The organism is Methylomonas sp. 11b (genome assembly GCF_000515215.1).
Classification (GTDB): Bacteria; Pseudomonadota; Gammaproteobacteria; order Methylococcales; family Methylomonadaceae; genus Methylomonas.
The window spans coordinates 2,050,997-2,063,783 of sequence record NZ_KI911557.1 but is presented as its reverse complement, the minus strand read 5'-3'; the positions used below and the strand labels follow the sequence as shown (position 1 = coordinate 2,063,783).

General features: G+C 50.2%; 15 protein-coding genes. 4 read left to right on the top strand and 11 right to left on the bottom strand.

The window, feature by feature from the left end; translation table 11 throughout:
• Positions 1-126: 126 nt before the first annotated feature.
• The 7 genes from METH11B_RS26630 to METH11B_RS0109925 all read right to left on the bottom strand — a co-directional run bounded on the left by METH11B_RS26630 (position 127) and on the right by METH11B_RS0109925 (position 7,087).
• Positions 127-1,011: a hypothetical protein gene (locus METH11B_RS26630; protein ID WP_026601915.1), complete on the bottom strand. Its 885-nt coding sequence runs from the start codon at positions 1,009-1,011 to the stop codon at positions 127-129.
• Between the two features lie 272 nt (positions 1,012-1,283).
• Complete coding sequence (locus METH11B_RS0109950; protein ID WP_026601914.1) at positions 1,284-2,135, bottom strand: CHAD domain-containing protein; 852 nt, start codon at positions 2,133-2,135, stop codon at positions 1,284-1,286.
• Between the two features lie 3 nt (positions 2,136-2,138).
• A complete protein-coding gene (gene pssA, locus METH11B_RS0109945) occupies positions 2,139-2,879 on the bottom strand; it encodes a CDP-diacylglycerol--serine O-phosphatidyltransferase (protein WP_020482954.1) in 741 nt (246 codons plus the stop codon).
• Between the two features lie 84 nt (positions 2,880-2,963).
• A complete protein-coding gene (locus tag METH11B_RS0109940) occupies positions 2,964-3,743 on the bottom strand; it encodes an outer membrane protein OmpK (protein ID WP_026601913.1) in 780 nt (259 codons plus the stop codon).
• Positions 3,744-3,810: 67 nt separating this feature from the next.
• The gene (gene ilvC, locus METH11B_RS0109935; protein ID WP_026601912.1) at positions 3,811-4,827 is read right to left on the bottom strand and encodes a ketol-acid reductoisomerase; all 1,017 of its coding nucleotides are present in this window, start codon (positions 4,825-4,827) and stop codon (positions 3,811-3,813) included.
• Between the two features lie 32 nt (positions 4,828-4,859).
• Positions 4,860-5,351: an acetolactate synthase small subunit gene (ilvN, locus tag METH11B_RS0109930; RefSeq protein WP_020482951.1), complete on the bottom strand. Its 492-nt coding sequence runs from the start codon at positions 5,349-5,351 to the stop codon at positions 4,860-4,862.
• Positions 5,351-7,087, bottom strand: coding sequence for an acetolactate synthase 3 large subunit (locus tag METH11B_RS0109925; RefSeq protein WP_026146943.1), 1,737 nt, complete (start codon positions 7,085-7,087; stop codon positions 5,351-5,353). Before METH11B_RS0109925 ends, ilvN begins: the two co-directional genes overlap by 1 nt.
• A gap of 153 nt (positions 7,088-7,240) precedes the next feature.
• Between METH11B_RS0109925 and METH11B_RS0109915 the strand changes: the two genes are divergently transcribed.
• Complete coding sequence (locus tag METH11B_RS0109915) at positions 7,241-7,930, top strand: 4'-phosphopantetheinyl transferase family protein (RefSeq protein WP_026601910.1); 690 nt, start codon at positions 7,241-7,243, stop codon at positions 7,928-7,930.
• A gap of 264 nt (positions 7,931-8,194) precedes the next feature.
• Positions 8,195-8,611: a hypothetical protein gene (locus METH11B_RS0109910; protein ID WP_026601909.1), complete on the top strand. Its 417-nt coding sequence runs from the start codon at positions 8,195-8,197 to the stop codon at positions 8,609-8,611.
• Here METH11B_RS0109910 and METH11B_RS0109905 read toward each other — a convergent pair.
• Together METH11B_RS0109905 and METH11B_RS0109900 are read right to left on the bottom strand one after the other, a co-directional pair.
• On the bottom strand, positions 8,608-9,315 hold the full coding sequence (locus METH11B_RS0109905) for a response regulator (RefSeq protein ID WP_026601908.1): 708 nt from the start codon (positions 9,313-9,315) through the stop codon (positions 8,608-8,610). The two genes, METH11B_RS0109910 and METH11B_RS0109905, sit on opposite strands and share 4 nt — an antisense overlap.
• Positions 9,312-10,664 (bottom strand): sensor histidine kinase, encoded by a 1,353-nt coding sequence (locus tag METH11B_RS0109900; RefSeq protein WP_026601907.1) that lies wholly within the window; start codon positions 10,662-10,664, stop codon positions 9,312-9,314. Before METH11B_RS0109900 ends, METH11B_RS0109905 begins: the two co-directional genes overlap by 4 nt.
• Positions 10,665-10,858: 194 nt before the next feature.
• Here METH11B_RS0109900 and METH11B_RS0109895 point away from each other — a divergent pair, with 194 nt between their 5' ends.
• Positions 10,859-11,311 (top strand): SRPBCC family protein, encoded by a 453-nt coding sequence (locus tag METH11B_RS0109895; RefSeq protein WP_026601906.1) that lies wholly within the window; start codon positions 10,859-10,861, stop codon positions 11,309-11,311.
• Complete coding sequence (locus tag METH11B_RS0109890) at positions 11,308-11,820, top strand: DUF2380 domain-containing protein (protein ID WP_036275779.1); 513 nt, start codon at positions 11,308-11,310, stop codon at positions 11,818-11,820. Before METH11B_RS0109895 ends, METH11B_RS0109890 begins: the two co-directional genes overlap by 4 nt.
• Positions 11,821-11,891: 71 nt before the next feature.
• On the opposite strand, the gene rpsI is transcribed toward METH11B_RS0109890, so the two are convergent.
• A complete protein-coding gene (gene rpsI / locus METH11B_RS0109885; protein WP_020482942.1) occupies positions 11,892-12,281 on the bottom strand; it encodes a 30S ribosomal protein S9 in 390 nt (129 codons plus the stop codon).
• Positions 12,282-12,296: 15 nt separating this feature from the next.
• A complete protein-coding gene (gene rplM, locus METH11B_RS0109880) occupies positions 12,297-12,725 on the bottom strand; it encodes a 50S ribosomal protein L13 (protein ID WP_026601904.1) in 429 nt (142 codons plus the stop codon).
• Positions 12,726-12,787 lie beyond the last annotated feature (62 nt).

Sequence of the window (12,787 nt, the reverse complement as noted above, 5' to 3'; positions counted from 1 at the left end):
AAGGAGGTTAGCCGAGCTAAGTTTTCAATTGGAGAAAGGAAAATTATATTCTTATTGAATAAGATCCTTTGCGCTGGTTTGGATAGCCAGCATTTCGCATTATTCCGCCATTGCTGAATTGCGGACTTAAAATATTTTTCGCCTATGAATATCCCAATAAAAGCGCTTCAGGCGCATGAAATAAAAGGGGTAGAACAGAAATGTTTTGCAGCGGATTAACGGAGCTGAGATTAGAGTAAGCCAGTCTTCTAAGGCTTCAGGCCATAATAGTCCCAAGCTTCTGACACCACCCGGCGGCATCTCGATGCCGCGCTCGCGCTTAAATTCCTGCCAAATCTCTATGCCTTTATTGACCGGCTCCACTTGATCTATTTTTCGCGGTTTTTGTTCCAGCCATTCGTCCGGATTTACGCAAGGTACTGAATCAATTACCGCCACTCCGGTTTCGCGCTCTTCATCAGTCAGAAGGTGTAAATACCACCAATCAGTTCCGAAGGCTATTAAACCCGGGTCGTAAGTTGCCATAAAGCGATCCAGAATAGGTTTAGAGAACAATGGCACGCAGTTTTCCACGAAATTGGTAAGCCTCGCAAACCTGAAATGGTTTGCTTTTGTGACTTCATGGCTTATTTTGCCGACGCTCAAGAAACCAGGTTGTAGCAAGACGAGCTTGTAGCGTTCTAAAATTCGGAATAACTGGCTAATTTGGTTGGCGCTTAATTCTATATCGTCGTCAAGTACGAATATTGCCCGATAGTGGTTGAGTAGCTCTCCCCAGCAGTTATATATATCATGTAGATTTGGATATTTGCCGCCTTTTCGCTCGTTGTAAAAATCAGCAACGCTCCGGTGATAATCGCTTTCGCCTTCGTATTGAGTAACCCATAAGTCGAAATTTTTTTTGCCCGTGACCCATTTTTTAATATTGGATCGGTGACCGGCTGAGGTGTAAACCAGATAGGGTGACGACGGAACACCAATTTTTGGTGAGTTTCTATCATCTGATGCCATTGAAACCGCCTCTAATATTTCGTAATGCCACGTTATGAACTTTTTCTTGTTGATTTTGAGTGTTTAAGTTTGACGGAGTTAGTTTTCTCGGCAGCCGCTGATTGTCCTGAGGCAATGATAAAATATAAATCCAATTGATAGTAGATTTAATGGCTCGCACTATTTGTCCAGCCACATTGTCTTTCAATGGCTTACTAGAAAATTCTTTATTTCTGGCAAATCAGCTTGCCATTGGTGCCAATAAGTACATCGACAATGAGTATAGCTAGTTTCTAAGCGGATTCAAAAACCCAGTTTCTGTCATTTTGGGTCGCATGCCGAAACGTCAAAATCTCCGAACAGCATGTCATAAATGAGTCGATCATCTCTTGTTGTTGCCGTCGATAATACTGCTCTATTGCGGTGGGTATCTGATGTTGAAAAAATAGCTCAAGTGTTTGCAACATTACCACAGAGTTTTGAATATCGCCCATGCGATTTAACTGGCTTTTCAGCAGGCTTAAGTCCGTTTCAGTCACGGCGGAATCAATGGATTGCGTTGCGAAAAGCGTGTAGCGCAATTTCTTAACGGCGATGCGTAGATGATGAATACTGGCAGGAATGGCGGGGTCCAGTGCTTCATAGCGATTTATCACCATGCCATAAATATCGTCAATGGCGCTTGATACGGCCAGTTCAAGATCGATGTCGGCGGTTTGAGTTTTGAAGTATTTGCCAGCTTTTTTCAGCTTGCGCCGCAGTTTTGGTTGGTACAAGCTGGCAATGAACGACTGGTTTTCCAGCAATAAGCGCTGTTCGCAGCGATGCATGTGCGCTAAAAACGGCTCTAGCTCGGGAAGGATAGGCAGGGACTTGGCTGATTCGAACAGCATCACCTGAGTGTCGCGCAGTTGGTCGAAGCCGTCGAGCTGTTTTTTCAGGGATTTGCGAATTCTTAGCAGCGTGGTCTGCGGTGCCAGGGTTTGCAGCAATTCGATCAGCGCCAGTAAGCGCCGGGTACTGACACGTAATTCGTGGACGTTATCTTCGTTGGCGCTTTGGCGGCAGGCTTTCAACCGTTTGCGATATTGGCGCCAGTGTCTTTCCAAGGCGTCGAGCAACAGTTTGCCGCCAGTATTTTGCATCCGCTAACTTTTACGACTTTGCAGCTTACGTTTGCGCAAAACCAAGGTGACGATGGGGCCGGATACGGCATAGCCGACCGATAACAGAAACAGCATCCGCTGCGGTTGCGCCAAGATGAAGCTGATGACCAGCATCGCGATGATGGCAACGATGAATGGCACTTTGTTTTTAAAATCGATTTCCTTGAAGCTGGAGTAGCGGAAATTGCTTACCATCAGCAAGCCGGTGCTGATGGTAGTCAGCAATACCAAGTATTTGATATTTTCCACGTCGTAACCATTCTCCACGCAGAACCATAAGCCGCCGGCTAAAATAGCTGCCGCCGCTGGGCTTGGTAGGCCTTGAAAGTAGCGTTTATCGGCCACCTCGACTTGCGTATTAAAGCGTGCCAGCCGCAACGCGCCGCCGGCCATGTGCACAAACGCGGCGAACAGGCCCGCTTGGCCCATGCTGGATAGGGTCCAAAGATACATCACAATAGCCGGAGCGGCGCCAAACGACACCATGTCGGACAAGCTGTCATATTGCACGCCGAATTCGCTTTGGGTGTTAGTCAGGCGGGCAACTCGGCCGTCCAGTCCATCGAGCACCATCGCGATGAACATGGAAATTGCCGCTGTTTCGAAGCGGCCGTTAATCGCTGACGTGATCGCATAAAATCCGGCAAACATGGCGCCTGTGGTGAACAGATTGGGCAGTAGGTAAATGCCACGATGACGCGTAAGCGGTTGCTTCTTGATCATAATGTGTCTACAAAGGTTGAAAAGTTGGCGGCATTGTACATGCTGAATATGACAGCTGCTTAACTAAATACCGGGCAATTGGCATCAAAATTTCCACAAAAGCAAGGCTTGCGGCACGTTGTCGTGCAGGCCTTTAATGCCGTATTTATTGTGCCAGTATTGATATTCGATGCCCAGATACAGATGGCTACGATTGCCCCATAAGTCGCCAATATCGAGTCTTAGCTGCGGTTGAGCCAAAGCTTGGCGAGAGGTACCGTGGTTGCGGCCGATGAAATCGGCAAAGCCTTCGAAACTCCACTTCGTGCCGACGATCTCGAAAGGCAGTTTCCACACTGGCGTGATTTGCCAGGATGTGCCTATGTCTGCTGTTTCGGTAACGCGTTGGCGCAAAAAGTCCACATTGAAATAGTCAAAACCTGGCAGATTGAAATCAAGGGTAATGCCGTACAGCCACGCCCGAAAACCACTGCGTTGGCTGTTCATATTTTCGCCCAGGTTAATGCCGCCAGTAACGCCAAAATCCTTGAATATGCCGTATGACAGGTCCAAGCCGGTGATTTTGCCGAGACTGAAAGTACTATAGGCTTCGCCGTAGAGATTGGTTTGCGCGGCTTGGCCGGATTCGGTAAACAGCGTATCCATGAAGAAGAAGTTGCGGCCGTAAGCCCAGCCGTGGGCGTGGGTGACGGTGGTAATGGACTGGCTGACGTCGTTGGGGTTGAAAGGTTCCTGGTAGTTGCCGCCATGCAGATATTGAATCTCACTGTTGCTCCACTGCAAGAATTCAGCGGAGCAGGGTAGTGCCAAGGTCGCAATTATGATGCCGAGATAAAGCTGGTTGAAGCGAGAATGATCAGGCATTTGGCAAAATCCTACGGGCAAAAAAAAAGCCCATCGTATAGATGGGCTTTAATCCTAGCCGATAAGCTTAGTTTTTGCTTTTATCGACGATTTGATTGGCTTTAATCCAAGGCATCATGCCCCGCAATTTGGCGCCAACGACTTCGATAGGATGCTCTGCATTCAGGCGGCGTCTGGCAGTCATCTCAGGGTAGCCGGTTTGGCCTTCCAGGATAAATTGCTTGGCGTATTTACCTTGTTGAATGTCTTCCAGGGCTTGTTTCATCGCCCAACGGCTTTCTTCGTTGATCACTTTCGGGCCGGTGACGTATTCGCCATATTCCGCGTTGTTGGAGATCGAGTAGTTCATGTTGGCGATGCCGCCTTCGTACATCAAGTCTACGATCAGTTTCAATTCGTGTAAGCACTCGAAATAGGCCATTTCAGGTGGGTAGCCCGCTTCGGTCAGTGTCTCAAAACCGGCTTTGACCAGTTCCACCGCGCCGCCGCACAATACCGCTTGTTCGCCGAACAAATCGGTTTCGGTTTCGTCGCGGAAGGTGGTTTCGATAATGCCGGACCGGCCGCCACCGATAGCCGATGCGTATGACAAGCAGATGGCTTTAGCCATACCGGACGCATCTTGATGAATCGCGATCAAATCGGGAATACCGCCGCCTTTGACGAATTCTGAACGCACGGTGTGGCCTGGCGCTTTGGGGGCGATCATGATCACGTCCAGGTCTTTACGAGGCACGACTTGGTTATACAAAATTGCGAAACCGTGCGCGAATGCTAGAGCAGCGCCTTCTTTGATGTTTGGCTCGATTTCTTCTTTGTACAGTTTGGATTGAAACTCGTCTGGGGTCAGAATCATCACCACGTCGGCGCCGGCGATGGCTTCTGGTACGTCTTTTACAGTCAAGCCGCTGGCTTGAGCTTTGGCGACTGACGCTGAATTGGCACGCAAGCCGACGACGACGTCAACGCCTGAGTCTTTCAGGTTGTTGGCGTGCGCGTGGCCTTGTGAGCCATAGCCGATGATGGCTACTTTTTTGCTTCTGATAACAGAAAGGTCGGCGTCTTTATCGTAATAAACTTGCATAGGTTTTCTCGTTGCTGGGTAAATAATAAATGTTACAGGTGTAAGCCTTTTTCGCCGCGGGAGATGCCGGTCGGGCCGGAGCGCACCACTTCGATGATGCTGCCTTCTTCAAAGCCGTGAATAAAAGCGTCCAGTTTGCTGGATTGGCCGGTCATTTCCACCACATAGCTGTTGGCGGTGACGTCGATAATCTTGCCGCGGAAAATGTCGACCATGCGTTTCACTTCCTCGCGCGTGTCGTGGCTGGTTTTGATTTTCACCAGCATCAATTCCCTTTCTATATGCGCCGATTCCGCCAAATCGATCAATTTCACCACGTCGATCAACTTATTCAGCTGCTTGGTGATTTGTTCGATGATCTCGTCGCTGCCGCTGGTGACCAATGTCATCCGCGACAGACTTGGGTCTTCGGTCGGCGCTACGGTCAAGGACTCAATGTTATAGCCGCGCGCGGAAAACAAGCCCGCCACGCGCGACAACGCGCCGGATTCGTTTTCGATCAGGATAGAAATGATGTGCCTCATTATGACAACTCCCTGTCTACCGGGGTGCCGGGTGCGACGCGCAATTTCATGTCGTGATGGCCTTTGCCTGCTTCAATCATAGGGTAAACGTTTTCGGTACGGTCGGTGATGAAATCCAGGAATACCGTTCTGTCTTTCAAGGCGAACGCATGTTCCAGGGCGCCGCGCACGTCTTCGGGTTTTTCGATCAGCATGCCGACATGGCCGTAGGCTTCTGCCAGTTTGACGAAGTCGGGGATGGTATCCATATACGATTGCGAATAACGGCTCTCGTAGGAAAACTCCTGCCATTGCCGCACCATACCCATGTAGCGGTTATTCAGGTTGATAATCTTCACCGGCGCATGGTATTGCAAGGCCGTGGACAGTTCCTGAATACACATCTGGATGCTGGCTTCGCCGGTAATACAGGCGACATTGGCTTCCGGAAACGCCAATTTCACACCAATTGCAGCCGGCAAGCCAAAGCCCATCGTGCCCAAGCCACCGGAGTTGATCCAGCGCCGAGGTTTATCGAAGTGATAATACTGCGCTGCATACATCTGGTGCTGACCAACGTCTGATGTCACATAGGCTTCGCCATGAGTGACCTGATACAGCTGTTCCACCACATATTGCGGTTTAATTACCTTGCTGTTGCGGTCGTATTCCAGGCAATGTACATCGCGCCAGCTTTGAATCAGCTGCCACCAGGATTCCAATGCCGATTTGGATGGTTTGATTTTGCTGTCTTTGATCAGCTCCAGCATCTGTTCCAACACCGGTTTTACATCGCCAACAATCGGCACGTCCACTTTAACGGTCTTGGATATGGAGGCCGGATCGACGTCGATATGGATAATCTTCGCGTATGGACAAAACTCAGCCAACTTACCGGTCACTCGGTCGTCAAACCGCGCGCCGACCGCCAGAATGACGTCACTCTCGTGCATCGCCATATTGGCTTCGTAAGTACCATGCATGCCCAGCATGCCGACAAATTGTTTGTCGGTAGCTGGATAGCCACCCAAGCCCATCAAGGTATTTGTGATCGGATAACCCAGCAATTGGGTCAATTCGGTCAGCTCTTTATGCGCTTCACCGAGAATCACGCCACCGCCGGAATAAATCATCGGCCTTTGCGCGGTCAGCAACATTTCTACCGCCCGCTTGATCTGGCCCTTATGACCTGTCACCACGGGGTTATAAGAACGCATGCTGATCTTTTTTGGATACTTATAGGGCACCTTGATGTTCGGATCGGTCATGTCCTTGGGTACGTCGACCAACACTGGGCCAGGACGACCGGTGGTCGCCACGTAAAAGGCCTTTTTCATGGTTTCGGCCAGGTCGTTGACGTCTTTGACCAGGAAGTTATGCTTAACGCAGGGCCGGGTAATACCCACCGTATCGACTTCCTGGAACGCATCGCTGCCTATCACCGGCGACGGCACTTGTCCCGAGATGATCACCATCGGAATCGAATCCATATAGGCTGTGGCAATGCCGGTGACGGCATTGGTTGCTCCTGGTCCCGAGGTCACCAGCACCACGCCGGGTTTGCCGGTCGCGCGCGCATAGGCGTCAGCTGCATGGGCCGCCGCTTGCTCGTGTCTGACCAGGATATGTTTCACTTCGTCTTGATGGAAAATGGCATCATAGATGTGCAATACAGAGCCACCCGGATAGCCAAATACAAATTCGACACCTTCATCTTTAAGACATTGGACAAGTATATGTCCGCCACTGAGTTCCAATTTTACGTCCTCAAAAAACTAATCGATCGGGGAAATGCAGATTTTACAAAAAAGGTTGGATAAGCTACTGTTTTTGACCCTTTTCGTCAAGGAAAACCAAGGGTTTTGCTTGGGATTGTTAGTAAATAGATAGGTTTATACAGTAAGAGAGAAATGGTGAAACAGTATTTTGTCGATGTTTGGCATGGGGATATGCGCGTACCGGCAACGGCGTTGCGACAATTGACCGGATTGTTGACAGATGACGAGAGATGCAAAGCAGAGGTATTCAAGTCAGCCTTATTGCTGGACCGTTACCTTGCGGTGCGCGGTTTTTTGCGGCAAATTCTGGCTGGCTATCTTGATGTAGAGCCATCTTCCCTGGTGTTCGAAACAGGGCATTATGGCAAGCCTGCTTTGATTGGCGGTGCGCTACATTTTAACCTTTCGCATAGTGCCGATACTTTATTATTAGCGGTTGCAGATTTCGCCGATATTGGTGTCGATATCGAGACCTGTAGGCCGCGGCAGCGTCTCGATAGGCTGGCGGAGCGTTGTTTTTCCCATCAAGAATATCAGGATTGGTGCCAATTGTCGGTGGATGCTCGGTTGGAGGTGTTTTACCGACTATGGACCAAAAAAGAGGCTTTCGTCAAAGCGGTGGGTAGGGGAATTGCTTTGGGAATAGAACAATGCGAATTTCAATTGGAAAAGGGCGGGCAGTTGCTAGCCATTCCGCCAGAATACGGTTCGGCAAACACTTGGCTGGTTCACGAATTAGACGTTGATGATGCTAGTCGCGCGGCGCTAGTCACGCCGGCATGTTATTACAATTTGCGGCTGTTAGCGCTGCCAATAGATTGAGTTTTTCGCATCAATGAGTGGTCCGGCTTTTGCGTTTAGTCCATTGTCGCGTCTATCGTTGTTGGGTATGCTGATTATGTGGGCTTTACAACAAATACCCGTTCCAACTCTTAATGCCGCCAACTCAATTTTTAGTAACGCATTGCCCTTGATTTGTCATTAACCGTTGATTGTCGGCCTGACTTGAGCTTCTTAACTGTAAAGCTGGATATTGGAATGGTATTTGCTGAGTAGACTAAAAACGGGTTACTTAGAGAGGTTGATATGACTATACACATTGCATCCATGATGCCGGACCGCGCGCTTGACGAGAGTGTCATCGCCAAAGCCATTATCAAAACCGCCGTCGATTTGGCAAGGTTCCGCGAGGAGCCGATTCAAAAACGGGCGCCGATTCTGGATTTGATATTTTTATTACCCAGCCGCCAGGAAAAAGCCGATTTCGAAGGTTTGCGTTTGCATTCGTTTGATAAAGCCTCGCAGACGTTGCGGATAGAATGTGCCGTACCGGAGAAAATGGTGGCATCCACTCACGCTGAGCGCTTTGTGGTCGCGGTGATCATGGACGCCATCGACGCCGCTGCCGAGTTTTTCACCGAGCAGCGCATATTGTTTGACGCGGCGGGCCATTTGGCGTTGGCGGAAGCGCTGGAGGCACGCGAACAATATGCGATCAATTAATTGATAAGTGGGTTGGTCACTGGTGCGAGGGTGGCTTGCGCCGGATCCGCCAAGTCCAGCAAGCTAAGCACATTGAGTTTGATTGCTAACCGGGTTAACTCGATGTCGCTGTTCACCCCCAGCTTGTTTTTGATCAGGTAATGACAGTTGGCAACGGTTTTAGGGCTGATATTCAAGGTTTTGGCAATGGCGCCCTGGCTGTTGGCTTCGACCAGCAGTCGCAGAATTTCGAATTCTCTGGCCGTTAAACTATTCAGCGCCGTGGATTCATTGCCGAGTTTTTCCAACGCCAACGCTTGGGCGATGTCGGTGCTGAGCGTATGCCTGCGAAGGTAGATGTCCCGTATCGCCTGCAACAGCAGATCCGGTGCACTGCTTTTCGTGACATAACCCAAGGCGCCGGCGCGGCAGGCTTGGCGGGCAAAGCTGGGATTTTGATGCATGCTGAATACCAGTATCCTGGCTTTGTTGTCGCGCTGTTTGATTCGTCCTATCAATTCCAGGCCGCTTAAGCCGGGCATGGTTAAATCGGTAACCACCACGTCGGGTTGGCATTCCTTGTAGAGGCGATAAGCGTCGACGCCGTTCGCAGCTTCAGCAATGACCTTCAGGTCCGCTTGTTTGCTGATTAAGGAACGGTAGCCTTCCCGGACTATGGCGTGATCGTCTACCAGCAAAATATTGATAGTGGTTTGCTTATTCATTCGGCGCTCTCCGGCTGCTCGATTGGCAAGCGGGCTTGGATTATCAAGCCATGCGGCTTGGCCAGGTGCAAAGAAAATTGGCCGTTTAAGGCGGCTACGCGTTCACGCATGCCCAGCAAACCTATGCCATGGTGTGCAGCAAACGGCAAAGCGATGGCGTTGCCGTCGTCTTGTATGGTAATCGATGCCTGAGTGCCGTCGACTGTTAGGGTAATAACGGCTTGGCTGGCAGAGGCATGTTTGGCGATATTACTGACGGCTTCCTGGGTGATGCGAAACAGACTGATCGCCAGCGGCTCCGTCAGCATTCTGCAATCGCCGTTGATGTGCAGGCTGTAGTGCGTTTTACCTAGACCGTTCCAGCTAGTTATCAGGCTACGCAGGCTGGCGTCCAGGCCTAATTCTTCCAATTCCGTCGGTCGTAAGCGCGTCAATAAGCCACGCAAGCTGTTTTGCATGGCTTGCGTAAATCGGGAGATTTGTTCAGCTTCTGTGACTAGCTCCGGGCATCGTTGTTGGGCGGTTTGGGAGATGCCGGCCGCAACGGCGTGGATTGCAGTCAGACATTGGCCTAATTCGTCGTGAAGTTCTCGCGCCAGATAGCGGCGTTCCTCTTCTTGCAAGTTCATCAACATCACTGCCAGTTTTTGCCGTTCCGCTAAGAGTTGTTGCTGGTTTTCGGCGAGTCGGTTGATTGCTGTCGCGGTTTGTCGCCATTCGAGTAAGTCGAAATTGGGTAGCCGGAACGCCAAATCGCCCGAGCTGAGCCGGTTTAGTCCTTCCACAATAGCCTGAGCCGGGAGCAGGGCGCGGCTGACGGCTAAATAAACCAGCAGGCAAACCGTCGTGATGGTTGCTGCCGACAATGCCAGTAAATCCCGGGCATCATCCCAAGCGCGGGCTATCGACAATTCGGCGCTAACCGAAACCGTTAATACCCCGTAAACCTGGCTGTCGTAGGTTATCGGCCGTTGCCAGTCGAATTCCGGCCCGAAAAGTCGTCGGTATAGCTCCGCAAAATGCTTGGGATAGTGATGAGTGGATAGGTCGATGCCTTTGCAGTAGTTACGCATCGTTTCGCCGTCATTGGCCAGATAACTGGCGCAAATGCCCGGCTCGCTGCCGGTCTGTTTCCATAAATCAAAATCCGGGAAGGGATTGGTCAGTTTTTCCCCGGCACTTACTTTCAATAATTGAAACTCCAGTTGTTTGCCTAGCGCGGCCAAGGTGCTTTGCGCTTGCGCTGCCGATTGTTGCGCGCTGCGCTGCAATACATACGTCAGCGTGGCCAATAAACACAGTAAGGCTACCGCCGTAATGCGGGTTAACAAATACAGTTTTAGATTCATGATCGGTTCGTCGCGCGCTGAAAAGCCGGTGACGGCAGTTTGGCAGGCATTTTAGATAGTTGAGTTGATGCTGAATAGCTTGATGGTAAGACCCGGGCAATTTGCCCGAGTTATTCGGGCAAATTTCGGCTTACCGCTGGCGGCTGCTTGCTTAAGCTGAGATTTTCTAAATCAGCTTAATTGGGAGATCAAAGATGCTTAAAAAAGTGACAGTCAGCAGAACCATGTCTATATCGGCGGAAACAGTATGGGCGGCGATAGCCGGTATCGGCGGTCTGGAACGATGGTTTCCAGTGATTGCCGCTTGTCGTGTGATAGGAAATGGCGTCGGGGCCACACGAATTTTGATTTTGGCAGCGGGCGGGGAAATGACTGACAGGATTGAGCTAATCGATCATGATTGCCGGCGATTTCAATACAACCGCATCGAATCGCCGTTTGCGGTGAGTCATTATTTGGGAACTGTGGCGGTTGGGGAGACGGTTGATGGCGGTAGCGTGGTGGAGTGGGTGGTGGATATTGAAGCGGAGGCTGAAAGCCAAGATCTGCTTGAGTTTGTGCGTCAGGCTATAAGCGACGGCGTGGCTGGATTGGAGCGGGATTTGCTGGCTTCAGCGGCGTCACGTTCGGCGTCGGAGGCTTTATGACTAGCGTTCACTCCATCAAATGTATGTCATTGGCTGCGGCTATTTTCTCCACGCCGGCCAATGCCGTGCCGCAGATAGCGGTTTTGGGTTTCGAATTGAATGACATAACGTCGCTGCCGAACACGCCGGAGGAAATAACCCGCACTTCGAGCATGGCGCCTTTGTTGATGGAAGCCTTGAGTCGGTCAGGTAATTATCAAATCAGAGTTGTCGATGCGGATAGTCAGAAAGTCGCTAACGCTAGTTTCGGTTATTTGTTCCGATTTCACGATTTGGCAGCGGACTTGGGTCGGCGGCAGGGGGCGGATTGGGTGCTGGTCAGTCAGCACAGCAAACCGAGCTTTTTATTTTCGTATCTGTGGGTTTATCTGGTCGACGTGAAGCAACGGGCGGCGGTAGCGCGTTACGATATCGAGTTGAAGGGTAATCATCAGAAAGTCACCCAGCATGGTATCGATACGTTGGCTGGAAAGATCAGGGCTACGCTTGCCGCGTATAGCGTTAAGTAGTTTGGCGGTTGCGACAGGCACAAAAAAAGCCGCTTTGCAGCGGCTTTTTTTTGTTCCCAATAAAGGAACGCTTAACGTTTTGAGTATTGAGGACGTTTTCTGGCTTTGTGCAGACCGACTTTCTTACGTTCAACTTCACGAGCGTCGCGAGTGACGTAACCGGCTTTTCTCAGTGACGGTCTCAAGGTTTCGTCGAAAACCATCAGTGCACGGGTCAGACCGTGACGGATCGCGCCAGCTTGGCCTGATGGGCCGCCGCCGGTAACGATAATGTTGATGTCGAAATCACCGGTTTTGCCCAACAACTCCAAAGGTTGTCTGGCAATCATTTCGTCAGTCTTGCGGCCGAAATATTGTTCAACAGGTTGTTTGTTGATAGTGAATTTTCCTGAACCGATGGTGGCGTAGACGCGAGCGATTGCGCTTTTGCGACGACCTGTTCCGTAGTATTGAGCTGCCATAAACTATCTACCTGCTTAGAATTCTAAAACTTTAGGTTGCTGAGATTGATGATTATGCTCAGAACCTGCGTAAACTTTCAATTTTTTGAACATGGCGCGACCCAATGGATTTTTGGGCAGCATGCCTTGTACGGCGGTGGTGATGATTCTGTCCGGGAAAGTTTGTCTTAACTTACCCAAAGAAGCTGACTTCATGTTACCGACATAACCAGTGTGGTGGTAGTACATTTTGTCTTTTTCTTTGTTGCCGGTAACGCCGATTTTTTCGGCGTTGATGACGATGATGTAATCGCCGGTGTCAACGTGTGGTGTGAATTCGGGTTTGTGTTTTCCGCGAAGACGTCGTGCAATTTCAGTAGCAAGGCGACCTAATGTCTTTCCTTCTGCATCAATCACGTACCAATCGCGCTTAACTTCTGCGGGCTTTGCACTAAATGTTTTCATCTTTGCTTTTTAGTCTGTTGAGGCTATAAAAACCGTGAATTGTACTTAATAGGGGCGTTAAC